The 14826-nt window shown below is 44.4% G+C and carries 17 protein-coding genes and 1 riboswitch; of the genes, 15 read left to right on the plus strand and 2 right to left on the minus strand.

Features of this window, described 5'->3' with window-relative positions:
- Window positions 1–300 precede the first annotated feature (300 nt).
- Entirely contained in the window at window positions 301–555 is a 255-nt protein-coding gene (locus MHH46_RS00175; RefSeq protein WP_036678829.1) for an AbrB/MazE/SpoVT family DNA-binding domain-containing protein, read from the minus strand.
- Window positions 556–850: 295 nt separating this feature from the next.
- On the opposite strand from MHH46_RS00175, the gene MHH46_RS00180 reads away from it, so the two are divergent.
- The 13 genes from MHH46_RS00180 (at window position 851) to MHH46_RS00240 (ending at window position 13493) form a co-directional block, all read left to right on the plus strand.
- Complete coding sequence (locus tag MHH46_RS00180; protein WP_076186801.1) at window positions 851–2134, plus strand: HD domain-containing protein; 1284 nt, start codon at window positions 851–853, stop codon at window positions 2132–2134.
- Window positions 2135–2185: 51 nt separating this feature from the next.
- Window positions 2186–2956: a TatD family hydrolase gene (locus MHH46_RS00185; RefSeq protein WP_036678823.1), complete on the plus strand. Its 771-nt coding sequence runs from the start codon at window positions 2186–2188 to the stop codon at window positions 2954–2956.
- Between the two features lie 198 nt (window positions 2957–3154).
- Window positions 3155–3384: riboswitch (cyclic di-AMP (ydaO/yuaA leader) on the plus strand.
- A gap of 285 nt (window positions 3385–3669) precedes the next feature.
- Window positions 3670–4836, plus strand: coding sequence for a 3D domain-containing protein (locus tag MHH46_RS00190; RefSeq protein ID WP_076105834.1), 1167 nt, complete (start codon window positions 3670–3672; stop codon window positions 4834–4836).
- A gap of 176 nt (window positions 4837–5012) precedes the next feature.
- Window positions 5013–5564 carry a ribonuclease M5 gene (gene rnmV, locus MHH46_RS00195; RefSeq protein ID WP_076194955.1) on the plus strand — a complete coding sequence of 184 codons (552 nt, stop codon included), beginning with the start codon at window positions 5013–5015 and terminating at the stop codon, window positions 5562–5564.
- Window positions 5561–6445, plus strand: coding sequence for a 16S rRNA (adenine(1518)-N(6)/adenine(1519)-N(6))-dimethyltransferase RsmA (gene rsmA / locus MHH46_RS00200; protein ID WP_036678815.1), 885 nt, complete (start codon window positions 5561–5563; stop codon window positions 6443–6445). Before rnmV ends, rsmA begins: the two co-directional genes overlap by 4 nt.
- 164 nt (window positions 6446–6609) lie before the next feature.
- Complete coding sequence (yabG, locus tag MHH46_RS00205) at window positions 6610–7512, plus strand: sporulation peptidase YabG (RefSeq protein ID WP_036678813.1); 903 nt, start codon at window positions 6610–6612, stop codon at window positions 7510–7512.
- 276 nt (window positions 7513–7788) lie between these two features.
- Window positions 7789–8064 (plus strand): biofilm formation stimulator Veg, encoded by a 276-nt coding sequence (veg, locus tag MHH46_RS00210; protein WP_019914493.1) that lies wholly within the window; start codon window positions 7789–7791, stop codon window positions 8062–8064.
- Between the two features lie 143 nt (window positions 8065–8207).
- Window positions 8208–8384, plus strand: a complete 177-nt coding sequence (locus tag MHH46_RS00215; protein WP_036678812.1) for a small, acid-soluble spore protein, alpha/beta type — start codon at window positions 8208–8210, stop codon at window positions 8382–8384.
- A gap of 140 nt (window positions 8385–8524) precedes the next feature.
- Window positions 8525–9379 (plus strand): 4-(cytidine 5'-diphospho)-2-C-methyl-D-erythritol kinase, encoded by an 855-nt coding sequence (gene ispE, locus MHH46_RS00220; protein ID WP_076194958.1) that lies wholly within the window; start codon window positions 8525–8527, stop codon window positions 9377–9379.
- 75 nt (window positions 9380–9454) lie between these two features.
- Complete coding sequence (gene purR / locus MHH46_RS00225; protein WP_036678807.1) at window positions 9455–10282, plus strand: pur operon repressor; 828 nt, start codon at window positions 9455–9457, stop codon at window positions 10280–10282.
- Window positions 10283–10491: 209 nt separating this feature from the next.
- The gene (spoVG, locus tag MHH46_RS00230; protein WP_020425826.1) at window positions 10492–10779 is read left to right on the plus strand and encodes a septation regulator SpoVG; all 288 of its coding nucleotides are present in this window, start codon (window positions 10492–10494) and stop codon (window positions 10777–10779) included.
- Window positions 10780–11051: 272 nt separating this feature from the next.
- On the plus strand, window positions 11052–12452 hold the full coding sequence (gene glmU / locus MHH46_RS00235) for a bifunctional UDP-N-acetylglucosamine diphosphorylase/glucosamine-1-phosphate N-acetyltransferase GlmU (RefSeq protein WP_076138495.1): 1401 nt from the start codon (window positions 11052–11054) through the stop codon (window positions 12450–12452).
- Between the two features lie 87 nt (window positions 12453–12539).
- The gene (locus tag MHH46_RS00240) at window positions 12540–13493 is read left to right on the plus strand and encodes a ribose-phosphate diphosphokinase (RefSeq protein ID WP_036678796.1); all 954 of its coding nucleotides are present in this window, start codon (window positions 12540–12542) and stop codon (window positions 13491–13493) included.
- An 88-nt stretch (window positions 13494–13581) separates the two neighbouring features.
- Here MHH46_RS00240 and MHH46_RS00245 read toward each other — a convergent pair whose 3' ends face one another.
- Window positions 13582–13782: a hypothetical protein gene (locus tag MHH46_RS00245; RefSeq protein WP_036678792.1), complete on the minus strand. Its 201-nt coding sequence runs from the start codon at window positions 13780–13782 to the stop codon at window positions 13582–13584.
- A 125-nt stretch (window positions 13783–13907) separates the two neighbouring features.
- Here MHH46_RS00245 and pth point away from each other — a divergent pair, with 125 nt between their 5' ends.
- Both pth and MHH46_RS00255 read left to right on the plus strand, forming a co-directional pair.
- The gene (gene pth / locus MHH46_RS00250) at window positions 13908–14468 is read left to right on the plus strand and encodes an aminoacyl-tRNA hydrolase (RefSeq protein ID WP_076130069.1); all 561 of its coding nucleotides are present in this window, start codon (window positions 13908–13910) and stop codon (window positions 14466–14468) included.
- A gap of 84 nt (window positions 14469–14552) precedes the next feature.
- Window positions 14553–14783, plus strand: a complete 231-nt coding sequence (locus tag MHH46_RS00255; RefSeq protein ID WP_036678789.1) for an anti-sigma-F factor Fin family protein — start codon at window positions 14553–14555, stop codon at window positions 14781–14783.
- The last annotated feature ends 43 nt before the right edge of the window (window positions 14784–14826 follow it).

The raw sequence follows: 14826 nt of genomic DNA on the forward strand, positions 1-14826 counted from the left end.
TTCGTTTAGTTGTACTTCATACAGTTATAAAGGTGGAAAGGATTGATTTCACGGAGATATAGGAAATATAAGTGTACAAAATACAATTAATTCGTTTAATGGTAAAAAGCATTTAAAATAACTGTAAGAAATACAACTAAGTATTACTAGTTCCGTCTTGAAGCACATTGCCCTTAGGGAGGGGATAACCAGGAGGGCAAACCCAGACATAAAAAATACCTCCCGCGGTCACGGGAGGTCAAGGAGATATGAAAAGGTTAGAATTAACAATTTGATTAGTTCTATTATATACTATTTAATTTAGTTTGTCACAGGGGTAGGGATGGAAGATATGCATTCATGACAAACTATTTTTCCTTTAAAGTAAGTTACGTTCTCAGCGTTGCCACAGAAAATGCAGGCAGGCTCATACTTTTTAAGCATAATCCGTTCGCCATCAACGTAAATTTCCAGTGCGTCCTTTTCGCCAATGCCAAGTGTACGGCGTAATTCAATAGGAATAACAACCCGTCCAAGTTCGTCTACTTTTCTTACAATTCCTGTTGATTTCATCATAACAATCGTTACTCCTCTCAATGTTCCAAAAACGTCATTATTCGACATTGTTCACTGTTTTATGATACTTATAATACCAACGATTCCCAAATCAGTCAACCTTTTTTCATAGGCTGAATAAGAAAATTTCCATAAGAACTTTGAATGTCCCTATAAAAATTAAGAATTACCCTGAAAGCATTTTGTCGATTTACCAAGACCAAAAATGATACTTTTCGACAAAGTACGACATAATTACTTATTATATACTGATATTAGTTAAAATCATATTAAATTATTAGAAGGAGTTGATCTCATGAAGCAGCCGCTCACGGAAGAAAAAGTTTTCAAGGATCCCGTTCATAATTATATTCACGTACAGGATACGATTATTTGGCGACTAATTAATACAAAAGAATTTCAGCGTTTACGCCGGATTCGCCAATTAGGTACCTCATATCTCACTTTTCATGGTGCAGAGCATAGTCGTTTTTCTCATTCTTTAGGAGTATATGAAATTACACGCAGAATCATTTCGCAATTTGAGCGCAGCGGGTATAAGGATTGGATTCCAGAAGAAAGTTTGCTTACTTTGTGTGCGGCTTTGCTGCATGATTTAGGGCATGGCCCATTTTCACATTCTATAGAAGAAGCTTTTGAAATGAACCATGAGGATTGGACCTGCCGGATTATTTTGGAGGACACGGAGATTACCGAAATATTGCGTGATGTGGAGGAAGATTTTCCTCGTAAAGTAGCTTCAGTTATCTCTAAGACTTATGAGCATGAAATTGTTGTCAATTTGGTTTCCAGTCCACTGGATGCTGATCGTATGGATTATTTACTGCGTGATGCGTACTATACAGGTGTAAACTATGGAACCATCGACATTGATCGGATTTTGAGAATGCTTCGTCCTTATAATGGGCGGATTGTAGTAAAAGAATCAGGTATGCATGCCATTGAAGATTATTTAATGTCGCGTTATCAAATGTACTGGCAGGTATATTTTCATCCGGTGACGCGCAGCTCTGAAATTATTTTGCGTCAAATCTTCCGTAGAGCTAAAGAGTTGTTCCAAGAGGGGTACAAATTTCGCTTTATGATCGCTCCGCTGGAAGATCTCTTTCGAGGAGAAGTAACAGTGAAGCAATATTTAATGCTTGATGAGGCACTGGTACAGACTGCTTTTATGCAATGGACCCTTGAAGAAGATGAGTTATTAAGCGACTTGTGTACCCGTTTTATTCATCGTAAACTGTATAAATATGTAGAGATCGAGAATTTGGATACAGATATGATTACGGAAATCCGCAGCAGTTTTGCGGGAGCGGGACTTAACCCAGAATATGACTTAGAGATTGATTATCCGACAGATTTGCCTTATGATGTGTTCCGTCCAGGAGCAGCCTTCGACAATAATCAAATTTTACTGCTTGATCGGAATGAGCAATTGCGGGAAATTTCAGAGGTATCGGATATTGTGCGCTCAATAAGCGGGATTCATCGTGGCAGATATCACCTATATTTCCCACAGGATAAGCTGAAAAAAGCCCTTACACGGTTGCCCTCTTCTGTAGCAGAGATTTTTGCAAAATAATACAAATATTTATGGAACTATTGATAAAAACAACAAGGAGTGAGCTTTAAAATGTATCTGTTCGACACTCATACACATTTAGATGCGCCTCAATTCGACGAGGATCGCGAGGAAGTTATAGCTCGTGCAGTAGAGGCCGGAGTTAGCAAGATGATCAATATAGGATTTAATCGGGAAACGATCCCTTCAACGATGAAGCTGGCTGAATCTTATGATTATATTTATGCAGCGGTGGGCTGGCATCCACAGGATGCGATTGATATGAAAGAGGGGGACCTCGATTGGATCGCCTCTCTTTGCAGCCATGAGAAAGTGGTGGCCATCGGAGAGATTGGGTTGGATTATTATTGGGATACCTCTCCCAAGGATGTGCAGCAGGAGGTCTTCCGCAAACAAATTGGACTAGCCCGTGAACTAAAAATGCCAATCTGCATACATGACCGTGATGCCCATGAAGATGTCGTACGGATTTTACGGGAGGAAAAAGCAAATGAAATTGGTGGCGTAATGCATTCTTTCTCAGGCAGCTGGGAAACCGCAAAAATGTGTCTAGATCTAGGATTTCATTTGTCATTTGGAGGACCGATCACGTTCAAAAATGCCAGAGTGCCTAAAGAGGTGCTTGCACAGACGCCATTGGACCGATTATTGATCGAAACAGACGCTCCATATTTGACTCCACACCCCTTCCGAGGCAAGCGAAATGAGAGTGCTCATGTGAAGTTAGTAGCAGAGGCTGCGGCTGAAATTAAAGGGTTAACATGGGAAGAATTGGCTAAAATTACGTATGCGAACGCACTGGAACGATTTGGGATTGTCTGAAAACAGGAGTAAAACGGGTGAAAAATAGAGAATGGCCGATATATTAAACTTTTTTAATATAAAAACGGCTGATTATTACAATATTTTAACCATATATTTGCGTAAACGTGGTTGAATCGTCCTTTACAACATGCATCAAAACAGGATATCATCTTTTCAGTGATGTGAGCTGTTGTTATTGTGACAGCCATTGATTCATGGATCGTCTCGCTGAGTCTCCGTATGGAGAACGGGGGAACCAATATTGAACTGCCGCATGCCTGTATCTTGAATACGACTAGGAATTGCCGCAGAACAATATTTGATTTCTTCACGTGGTCTTTGGGGTGAATTTAAGGGCAACCGCCGTGAGCGGGTGACCTGAAATAGGGCGTCTCTCTTTCGTCCGAACCCGACAGCTAACCCCGTAAGCGCAAGTAAGAGAGGCAACCTCGTGCACAAACATTCCCGCGTATTCTGACATCGGAGAAGCCACGAAAGAGTCCTCAAGAGAACTCTTTTTAGGCTTCTTTATTTTTGAATAAACTGAATGTTGCCCGCATACTGTTATATAACAGGTGTGGGAGTAGCTGTGCCGAGCAGGCGATCCATGAGCAGGAGACGCTAAGTTAATACGTGCGTATCCTGTGACAATCTCAAATAGTTTCGTCAAAGAAATTCAGTCCTCATGATATACAAATTGACGACGAGGCTATGTAAGGAGGATGGAGAGAATGGGCTTATTCCAACCAGAGGTATCCCATGATTCGCAGTCATCCAGCAGGTCTTTCGCATTACGGTGGGAGCAAGTAAATACTCGCGTACTTTTACTTGCAGGTGTGATTTCAATCGCAATCGCGCTGTTAATTCTGCTGTACGTACACGGTCAAAGTAATAAACAATTAGTTTTAGTAATAGACGGGCAAACACAGACACTTGAAACGCGAGAAGCACTTCTTGGTGATGTGTTGGAGAAAGAGCAAATTTCGCTGCAGCCGCATGATGAATTATCTTTAGGTCTGAGTGATGAAATAAAAGACGGTGACCGTGTCGTTATCAATCGTGCGCAGAAATTTAGCCTTACTGCGGACGGAGCAACAAAAACGTTATATACGACCGAAGACACTATCGGTCAAGCGATTGACAAACTGGGTATCAACCTAGAAGGCTATGACAAGATTTTTCCTTCGTTAGACACCACCATCTCTGCTGACATGGAGATTAAGATCGTTCGTATCAACAAGCAAACGGTACAGCGAACAACTAACTTACCTTTCCGTGTTATTAAGACAGCAGATCCCTCCCTTACTGTGGGAACAGTTAGAGTGGCACAGGCAGGCAAACCAGGCGTCATGGTTCAGCATATTGAAAAGATCTATCAAGACGGAGAACTGGCCTCTATGCGCATGATCGGCAAGGAAGTACAAACGGTAACAAAAGATAAGATCATTGCCGTTGGTACTAAAGCACTTCCTAAGCCTACTGTAGTTGCTAAAGCTACAACAACTTCCAAATCAAGCACTACCTCCAAAACGACTAAAGTTAGCGCTAAGACTAAGAACGTCACAAGCAAGGCTGGCGTAGACTTTGAGTACAAGAAGATGATTAAGAACGTCTCCATGACAGCTTATTCGTCAGAAGAGCCAGGGATAGGTACTAAAACTGCCTCCGGAACACGCGTAACGGAAGGTCGTACAATTGCAGTAGATCCGAATGTAATTCCTATTGGCTGGTGGGTTTATATCGATGGGCTTGGATTCCGCCGTGCAGAGGATACTGGCGGTGCCATTAAAGGCAATAAAGTGGATGTCTATTATGATTCCCTGAGCCATGCTCGTAATTTCGGCCGTAAATCACGTACCGTTTATGTGATTGGACCTGTGAAACCAGAGCTTAACTAGAACTGAAGCTTTTGCAAAAAATCCTTTGATAAGCTATAGTGATGATAACCGTTAAGGAACGCTGGATGATCATTTCGTTGATCGCAGAGCAACCGCTCATCACTTATACATTCTTTAACCAAAAGAAGAGGAGCGAATCCTCTTCTTTTTGCTTTTTTTGGAAGGAGTCAAGAAATATGATTAAGGAATTAATCGTCGTTGAAGGCAAAAGCGATACCGTAGCCATTAAGCGTGCTGTAGAAGCGGATACCATTGAGACAGGCGGATCTGCTATAAACCGGACTGTAATTGCTAAGATCGCGCTTGCTATGGAACGTAGAGGGGTTATTATTCTTACGGACCCGGACCATGCTGGGGAGCGAATTCGTAAAATCGTTTCAGCGAAGGTGCCGGGCTGCAAGCATGCTTTTATTCCAGAGAAGGACGCAACTCGAAAAGGGGATATCGGTGTAGAGAATGCATCGCCAGAGGCGATTCGTCATGCGCTGCGTAATGTACATACCTCTTTTGAAGGAGCACCTGCTTTGATTGGTATTGATGATCTTATGGCCGCTGGAATGCTTGTACACCCTCGGGCTGCTGAAAGACGTATGGCGCTTGGTAATTTGCTTGGAATCGGATATTGTAACGGCAAACAGCTGTACAAGCGGCTGGCGATGTTTGGGATTACGCGGGAGGAATTTGCCGGGGCTCTCGCCCAAATTGATCAGGGAGGCATTACTTCATGAGTGGTAGAGAGGAAATTTCGACTCCAAAACGGACCAAAGAGATTATTCAACGTTATGGATTCAAGTTCAAGAAAAGCCTGGGACAGAATTTTTTGATTGATCAAAATATTTTGGACAAGATTGTAGACGCTGCTGGACTAGATAGCGATTCTGGGGCGCTGGAGATCGGGCCGGGAATTGGAGCGCTGACGGAGCGTCTGGCACTAACAGCGGGTGCTGTAACTGCCGTAGAGATTGACCGTAGACTGATTCCAATATTAAAAGACGTACTTTCCCCCTATCCCCATGTTAAGGTTCGTAACGATGATGTCCTCAATGTGAACTTGCAGGAAATGTTCAAGGAAGATTTCACCACTGTGAACAAGGTCAGTGTGGTTGCTAACCTGCCTTATTATGTGACTACTCCGATTCTGATGAAGCTGCTCGAAGAGAAGCTTCCCCTTGATAACATCGTTGTAATGATTCAGAAGGAGGTTGCGGAGCGTATGGCTGCATCTCCAGGTGGAAAGGAATACGGAAGTCTTAGCATTGCCGTGCAGTACTACAGCGAGCCTGAGCTCGTCTGTATCGTGCCACGTACGGTATTCATCCCTCAACCTAATGTGGAGTCTGCTGTTATCCGTCTGAAGGTTAGAGAGCATCCTCCGGTAAAGGTGGAGAGTGAGAAGCATTTCTTTGAAGTGGTTCACGCTTCTTTCACACAGCGCCGCAAGACGATTGCTAACAATCTGAAGGCTCGTTACTTCCCTGAACAAGGACGTGAGCAGCTGGAGGCATTACTCGCAGAAGCGGGTATTGAACCGACCCGTCGCGGAGAAACACTCAGTCTTGAAGAATACGCCCGCTTAAGCGGTGTTTTGCTAGCCGCTGGAATTGAATAAGCAATAGGAAACGGTTGTTGTCTTAAGGACGACAACCGTTTCTCGTAGAAATATAAGGATGTTATTCTGGTGGAGCATTATACATTCTTATATTTTAAAAATATGTTGAGTTATGAACCAACTGAGGCCTTTGCCCATACGATGGGGTAGAGGTGGTGGTTGTAATGAATTTAGGAGACTTGGTCGTTCGCAAATCTTATGGCGGTGATTTAACATTTCGTGTAGATAATATTGTGCAGGATAGAGCCGTCATTAAAGGCACAGATTTCCGCCTGTTGGCGGATTCTCCTCTGGATGACCTGGTTCAAGTGCCTCCTACCCGAATAACGGAACGGGGACAGCAAGCACAGATCAAAGCGAAGGAATCACTGACACAGCTGCGGAAGGACCGTCAGGAGCAAAGTCAGCGGAGCGGGGGAACCCTAACAGAGGGGACATGGGCTCCACCGTCCAAGGAAGCTCCTTATTTTGAAGTGCCAGGTAAAGTACTGCATCTGGATGGCGATCCGGCATATTTGAATAAGAGCCTTAGCTTATACGAGCAGCTGCGGATTCCCGCTGAAGGGCATCATGTTCATGAATCTGCAATGGCTGATACGTTATACCGGCTGTTGCCCCGTGTACGCCCAGATATTGTAGTGATCACTGGTCATGATGGGGTACTGAAGCAACAGCATACTTACGATCTGTATAGTCTGAATAGCTATAAAAATTCGCAAAACTTTATAGCTGCTATTAGGGTAGCTAGGGAGTATGAGCGGAATTTTGATGCGTTGACTATTGTTGCCGGTGCTTGTCAATCTCATTTCGAGGCATTACTTGGAGCTGGAGCTAATTTTGCCAGTTCACCTGGTCGAATTTTGATCCATGCTCTGGATCCCGTGTATGTAGCAGCAAAATCATCCTTTACTTCCATCAGGGATACTGTAAATCTTAGCGATGTTCTGAATAATACCATCAGCGGCAATCAGGGTATTGGTGGTGTTGAGACCCGTGGCAGCTTCCGCATCGGAATGCCGCGACTGCAGAATCTGTCGGCGCTAAAAGTGACACCATCAGCCATCTAAGCGGCAGAGATAGGTCTATGGTGTCAGGAATATAGGTAATTTGAATGGGCTGAATAGAATATCCGAAAGAAAGGGTGAGCGCTGAGCTTAACCCTTTCTTTTTTTCTTTGTAATGCCTATATTACAGATAACAAGGATATTAGTCCGGCGCTGATTTCTCGCAAAAAAATTCCGTTGACAACGAAATATGCATCAACTATAATTAATTATTTATTTGCTTTGACATTGTCCTGAAAAAGTTGTATAATGGACAAGAAAAGAGGTGGTCGTCAGGTAATGGCTAATAACGCGCTGTTGGAAATCAAACGCAGTCTTGAAGCTCACGTCGGTCATAAGATCACATTGCGTGCAAACGGAGGTCGTCGTAAAACCGTTGAACGCACAGGTGTCCTGGAAGAAACGTACCCTTCTGTATTTATTGTCAAACTGGATCAGGAGCAGCAAACTTTTAAGCGAGTCTCCTATAGCTATGCCGATATACTTACTGAATCTGTGGAAATCACAGTTTGTGAAGACGATGGGCAGATGCGGATTATGTATATTAAAGCTTAATGTTTCACGAACAGTCTCCCTTGGAGGCTGTTTTTTGTTTGCGTTTTTTGGGACAAATATTTGGTGCATGATCCGTGTGCTAAGCAAGCATACTAATTGGGCAACGGGTTAATCATTTATTTTCATAAGGGAGGAATTCCGTAATGAGCCGCAGAAAACGAGGCATGATGTCGGAGGAATTGAAGACAGAGTTAGCCAAGGAGCTGGGTTTTTATGAAACCGTGGAACGTGAGGGCTGGGGTGGAATTACAACTCAAGACGCTGGCAACATGGTGAAAAAAGCGATACAGCTTGCTGAACAGGCTGCGCGGAAATCTTAAATTTTAGGCTATAAAGTGAATATTACTGAAAAAGGGTGCGTCTAAATGGCGACACCCTTTTATTATTGGACTTCATTAGAAGTTTCTCATATAATATGTTAAGTTGTTTTTACGGGAAAAGCTGAAGGTGGGTGAACGCCTTGAAAATGTATGAAAAGGCACCAGCTAAAATTAATTTGATGCTGGATGTGCTGCACAAACGTGCTGACGGTTTTCATGAGGTGGAAATGATTATGACCATGGTAGATTTAGCAGACCGCTTAGAGCTGTCTGAGCTGCCAAGGGATACTATTATAATATCAAGTCAGGCTGGTTATATTCCCCTGGACGAGAAAAATTTAGCTTTCCAGGCGGCAAGGCTTATTAAAGACCGTTATAACGTGAAGAATGGGGTACATATCCATCTGGATAAAAGAATTCCGGTTGCGGCTGGCCTGGCTGGCGGCAGCAGTGATGCCGCAGCTACGCTACGCGGTCTAAACCGTCTGTGGCGTCTGGGTATTCCTGCGCAGGAGCTACAGGAGCTTGGCGCTGAGCTGGGTTCTGATGTACCTTTCTGCGTCACAGGCGGCACAGCCTTGGCTACAGGACGAGGCGAAAAGCTGACACCAATCAATAACCCGCCACAATGCTGGGTTGTGTTGGCGAAACCACCGATCAATGTATCGACTGCAGAAGTGTATGGACGCGTTCGGAGCAATAATATAGCGGTTCATCCTTCTGCTCGAAAGATGCAGCAAGCGATAGAAGCTGGAGACTTTGGGGGCGTGTGCAACCATCTAGGCAACGTGCTTGAAGATGTTACCCTAAAGCTGCATCCAGAGGTTCAGCAGCTTAAGGAAGCGATGATAAAGCTTGGAGCAGATGGCGTACTGATGTCAGGCAGCGGACCTACCGTATTCGGGTTAGTGTCCAAGCAGTCTAAAGTAGCAAGGATTTACAACGGACTGCGAGGGTTCTGCAAGGAAGTCTACGCAGTGAGATCACTGAATTAGTCTGCTTCTCTTGTGTAAACCCGTACAAAAGTGATATATTTTTCTAAAATATTCGGTTTTGGCGAGGAGCATTCCGTGAAGAAATTAAAAAGAAGCCAACGTTTGGTAGACATGACTCAGTTTTTACTTGAGCGGCCGCATGAACTACTGCCGCTGTCTATATTTGCCGATCGCTATGGAGCGGCTAAGTCCTCCATTAGTGAAGATTTGGCAATCATAAAAGAAGTATTTGAAGGTGAAGGCATCGGAGAGCTGCAGACTTTAGCTGGTGCAGCGGGTGGAGTACGTTATATCCCGGTTATGCCTAAAGATATGGCGCTTACCTTTGTGCAGCGCTTATGTGTGCAGCTAGAGCAGACTGACCGGATATTGCCTGGCGGTTATTTGTATATGTCGGATCTACTTGGGTTGCCGTCTTTGATGGAACAGGCGGGTAAGATCATCGCAACGGCCTTTTACGGATCGGAAATCGATGTGGTGATGACCGTTGAAACGAAAGGCATTCCACTAGCCTATGCAACAGCAGCACAGCTAGGCTTGCCGGTAGTGCTTGTGCGACGTGACCATCAGGTTACAGAGGGATCAGCAGTAAGTATTAACTACGTATCAGGATCTCATAAAAGCATACACACAATGTCTCTCTCCAGACGTGCACTCAAGGAGAAATCGCGAGTACTTATCGTAGATGACTTCATGAAGGCGGGAGGGACTGTACGTGGTATGGTCGATCTGCTCGGTGAATTTAATGCCGAGGTTGCTGGGGTAGGCGTTTTAGTGGAATCAGGCGCTGTAGAGACGGAAGAGCGTCTGTTGCACGATTACGTGTCCTTGGTAAAACTAAGTGAAGTAGACTCGAAAGAGCGGAGAATTTCGGCGCATCCGGGCAACTACTTTTCCTCTTGATTAGCCATTCTCTTACATTTTCAAAAAGCGTGGAAATTGTCGAAAACGTAAGGAATATTAAGAAAACTACTCGATGTATGTCGAAAACAACATATCCCAAAAAATATATTTCTTTTTTAGGTATTTTATGGAATCAAAAAGAAGGAATTCGCTTTGCTGTGTGGAATTATACACCAAGTCTCTGATGGAAAAAGGTGGTGAACACACACATGCAAATTACGGATGTCAGACTCCGCCGCGTTAACTCTGAGGGGAGAATGAAAGCAATCGCATCCATTACCATCGATAACGAGTTTGTTGTTCATGACATTCGCGTCATCGATGGCAATAATGGGATGTTTGTTGCAATGCCCAGCAAGCGTACACCGGACGGCGAATTCCGCGATATCGCGCACCCGATCTCTTCGGGAACACGCGAGAAGATTCAATCCGCGGTTCTGGCCGAGTACGATCGCGCCGCTACGGAAGAAGAAGAAGTTATTGAAGAGGGAGCTTAGGCTTCCTCGGAAGACGGCTACCTTTTGGGTGGCGTAGGATCCGCCGTTTTTGATAAGATCACACCGACATACACTTCATGAATTAGCAGCCTGATCTTGCAAGAAAAGCTATTGCTGGTGAAGGATTTGACGACATCTTCGAAAGGCAGCGATAAATGCTTTTCTAACTTGGGGTTTATAGAAAAGAGAACCATGACTTCATGGTTCTCTTTTCTTTTTGCCCGGAATGAGATATATTCAGTAGTGAGTTCAAGAGTAGGAGGTTGGCATTCTTGAAAAGAATGGCTGTAGTACTTGCCGCAGGTCAAGGCAAGCGAATGAAATCTAAATTATATAAGGTGCTGCACCCCGTTTGCGGTAAGCCGATGGTAGGGCACGTGCTTGATACAGTAAAAGCGACCGGATGCCAGCGCACCGTTGTTGTTGTTGGGCATGGCGCAGAGAAAGTTAAGGCCTATGTAGGTGAAGGAGCGGAATACGTTCTGCAGGAAACTCAGCTCGGCACTGGCCATGCTGTCAAACAAGCAAAGGATTTACTTGCTGGCGAAGAAGGAACAACTATAGTTATTTGTGGAGACACACCACTCGTAACCACGGAGACCCTGGAAGGACTCATGGCGCTTCATGAACAGCGTAATGCGGCTGCAACCGTATTGACAGCTGTTATGGAAAAGCCTACAGGCTACGGAAGAATTATTCGTGGTGAAGATGGCGGCGTTCTGAAGATTGTAGAGCAGAAGGATTGCACTACTGAAGAAGATGCCGTTCAAGAAATCAATACAGGCACTTATTGTTTTGATAATGCTAAATTATTTGCTGCACTCGAGAAGGTAACGAACAGTAATAACCAGCAGGAGTATTATTTGACTGATGTGATTGGGATTCTTCGTTCACAAGGGGATACCGTACTAGGATATCAGACCCATGACGCAGCTGAGTCTATCGGCGTTAATGATCGTTTAGCTTTGTCCGAAGCGGAAGCCTTTATGCGTCAACGTATTAATCGTAAACACATGCTGGGCGGTGTGACCATCATTGATCCAGCCTCCACTTATATCGGAGCAGATGTAGTTATCGGATCAGATACTACGCTTTATCCAGGAACCATCCTGAAAGGGAAGACTGTAATCGGGGACAATTGTGTGATCGGACCGGCTAGTGAAATCGAAGACTGTCAGATTATGGATGATGCAACGATTAAGCAGTCCGTATTGAATCAAGCTCAAGTCGGCGCACGGACAACCGTTGGGCCTTTTGCCTATTTGCGTCCAGGCTCTGTGCTTGGAGAAGAAGTTAAGGTTGGAGATTTCGTCGAGATCAAGAATGCTACTATTGGTGACGGTTCAAAAGTGTCACATCTTAGTTATGTCGGCGACGCATCTGTAGGTAAGAATGTAAACGTCGGGTGCGGTGCGATTACCGTTAACTACGACGGGTATAATAAATTCAAGACAACAATCGCAGACGATGCCTTTATTGGCAGTAATGTTAACCTTATTGCTCCAGTTACTGTGGGCAAAGGGGCTTTTGTTGTAGCAGGTTCGACAATTACACGTTCCGTTTCCGAGAACGATCTGGCTGTAGCTAGAGTAAGACAAGAGAACAAACCGGGATATGCAGAGAAGATCCGTTCCCGTGCAAAAGCGAAGAAAGACCACTCGAGTCCATCGTAAAGCGTTGCTAAGAAGCGCCGGACGGACTTATATTTCCGCGCCGGCGCCTTTGGAAAGCTAAATTCCGTCACGGAGGGTTTATATTTTATGACTTATTGTGATTCCAAGTTAAAGATTTTCACCTGTAACTCCAATCCTAAGCTAGCTAGTCAAATTGCTGATTACATCGGGATTCCGATGGGTGAATCACACACCACAAGTTTCAGCGATGGAGAAATTCAGGTCAAGCTGTCAGAAAGCGTTCGGGGATGCCATGTTTATATTGTTCAATCCACTTGTGGCCCTGTAAATGATAACCTGATGGAGCTTTTGGTTATGGTAGATGCGCTTAAACGTGCCTCCGCAAAAAGCATCAACGTGGTTATCCCTTACTACGGATATGCCCGTCAAGATCGTAAAGCCCGTTCCCGTGACCCCATTACCGCTAAGCTGGTAGCGAATCTAATTGAAAAGGCTGGCGCTCACCGTGTAATCACGATGGATCTTCATGCCATGCAGATTCAAGGATTCTTCGATATTCCAGTGGATCACTTGCTTGGTGTACCGATTCTGGCTCAGTATTTCCGTTCCAAGCAAATCGAGAACCCAGTTGTCGTATCGCCGGACCATGGCGGTGTAGTACGTGCAAGAAAGCTTGCTGATTTCCTGAACGCTCCACTGGCTATTATAGACAAGCGTCGTCCAGAACCTAACGTCAGCGAAGTTATGAACATCATCGGTAATATCGAAGGCAAAACAGCCATCCTGATCGATGATATCATCGATACCGCTGGAACGATCGTACTTGGTGCTAATGCTTTGATGGAAGGCGGCGTGAAGGAAGTATACGCATGCTGTACACACCCAGTATTGTCTGGTCCTGCACACGAGCGTCTGGAGAATTCTCCAATCAAAGAAATTATCGTGACGGATACCATTCCAATTCGCAGCGCGAATCCAACCTCTAAGCTCAAGGTGTTGTCCGTGGCTCCACTTATGGGTGAGGCAATTATCCGCGTTCATGAAGAGTTGTCGATTAGTAAATTGTTCGAGATTGAATAAATATAACGAATGAATAGTACAAAAGGGTTACACCTCCGTTCTCGGAGATGTAACCCTTATCGGCGTGCTACAGGTAGAACTACTGGATTTAATATCCGGGACGGGAGACAAAGGTGAATAAACTGCGGTTATATAGTGTCCCTTGTAGCTCCACGAAAGCTTCGTCTACCGCTGTTAATACACCGATATCAATATGCACGTCGCCCTTGTATATTTCCACGGGCACAGCATATTGGATGTGGTACTGAAAATGGCGTTGATGTGTCAATAATTCGCCTTTGTGCGGCATGGGTTATCACCTGTCTTCGGAGTATAATTTCGCTCTGGTTGCACAGAGATATGTAGATTAGATCTATTGTACCAAAAACGGACTCCTCTTGCCGGAGAGCCCGAACGGAAAGGAAAGGTTCGATAATGAAATGGATTGTCGGATTGGGAAATCCCGGAACACAGTACGCGAAAACAAGGCATAATGTTGGCTTTATGGCTTTGGATGAGCTTGCTGCCCAGAACGGAATTGCCTTCAACCAGAGCAAATGTAAATCCGTCATCGGTGAAGGGGTCATTGGTGGCGTCAAAACCGTATTGATTAAGCCCATGACCTTTATGAACTTATCCGGTGAGGCCGTTCGCGCTTATATGGATTATTACAAAGTTCAACTTGAAGATATGATCGTCGTTTATGATGATTTGGATACAGAAATCGGAAAAGTCCGCTTGCGTTATCAAGGAAGCGCTGGTGGACATAATGGAATTAAATCCATCATACAGCATGTAGGAACACAGAATTTCAATCGGGTACGAATGGGTATTTCTCGTCCTGAGCCAGGTTTTGCTATTGTCGATTATGTTCTTTCTACTTTTCCTAAGAAGGAAAGCGATCCGCTTAAGCAAATGATCCTTAATACTTGTGATGCACTGGAATACAGCTTACAGCATTCATTCGAGCAGACAATGGCTAAGTTCAATGGTTAATCTGTAAACCCTGTTGTTTTTAAGGCTAAAGATGAAGCTGCCCGGACATACTGAAGGTATATAGTACCTTCAGGAGGCATATAGATGGCAATAAACTATGTTTGTAGGCACTGTAAGACATCTCTAGGCAGTATTAATAGAAGTGATGTTACAGAAATGCAGTTGGGCCTTCATTCCTTGACCCCTGCGGAGCGCAGAGATATAATAGCGTATAATTCAGAAGGTGAAATCACGGTAAAGGTTACTTGCGACTATTGCAAGGAGGCTTTAGAGAACAATCCGGAGCTTAGCCTGCTGACAAGTCCGCTTCAGTAAGGTGGAAGCGCCTGTCTCTATCGTCATCCGCAAGCCTTGGCGT

The organism is Paenibacillus sp. FSL H8-0175, assembly GCF_045040615.1.
Taxonomy (GTDB): Bacteria; Bacillota; Bacilli; order Paenibacillales; family Paenibacillaceae; genus Paenibacillus_AQ; species Paenibacillus_AQ odorifer.

Coding starts and splice junctions, on each gene's coding strand:
- MHH46_RS00175 (WP_036678829.1), bottom strand. CDS start 555: ATGATGAAATCAACAGGAATTGTAAGAAAAGTAGACGAACTTGGACGG.
- MHH46_RS00180 (WP_076186801.1), top strand. CDS start 851: ATGAAGCAGCCGCTCACGGAAGAAAAAGTTTTCAAGGATCCCGTTCAT.
- MHH46_RS00185 (WP_036678823.1), top strand. CDS start 2,186: ATGTATCTGTTCGACACTCATACACATTTAGATGCGCCTCAATTCGAC.
- MHH46_RS00190 (WP_076105834.1), top strand. CDS start 3,670: ATGGGCTTATTCCAACCAGAGGTATCCCATGATTCGCAGTCATCCAGC.
- rnmV (WP_076194955.1), top strand. CDS start 5,013: ATGATTAAGGAATTAATCGTCGTTGAAGGCAAAAGCGATACCGTAGCC.
- rsmA (WP_036678815.1), top strand. CDS start 5,561: ATGAGTGGTAGAGAGGAAATTTCGACTCCAAAACGGACCAAAGAGATT.
- yabG (WP_036678813.1), top strand. CDS start 6,610: ATGAATTTAGGAGACTTGGTCGTTCGCAAATCTTATGGCGGTGATTTA.
- veg (WP_019914493.1), top strand. CDS start 7,789: ATGGCTAATAACGCGCTGTTGGAAATCAAACGCAGTCTTGAAGCTCAC.
- MHH46_RS00215 (WP_036678812.1), top strand. CDS start 8,208: ATGAGCCGCAGAAAACGAGGCATGATGTCGGAGGAATTGAAGACAGAG.
- spoVG (WP_020425826.1), top strand. CDS start 10,492: ATGCAAATTACGGATGTCAGACTCCGCCGCGTTAACTCTGAGGGGAGA.
- MHH46_RS00240 (WP_036678796.1), top strand. CDS start 12,540: ATGACTTATTGTGATTCCAAGTTAAAGATTTTCACCTGTAACTCCAAT.
- MHH46_RS00245 (WP_036678792.1), bottom strand. CDS start 13,782: ATGCCGCACAAAGGCGAATTATTGACACATCAACGCCATTTTCAGTAC.
- pth (WP_076130069.1), top strand. CDS start 13,908: ATGAAATGGATTGTCGGATTGGGAAATCCCGGAACACAGTACGCGAAA.
- MHH46_RS00255 (WP_036678789.1), top strand. CDS start 14,553: ATGGCAATAAACTATGTTTGTAGGCACTGTAAGACATCTCTAGGCAGT.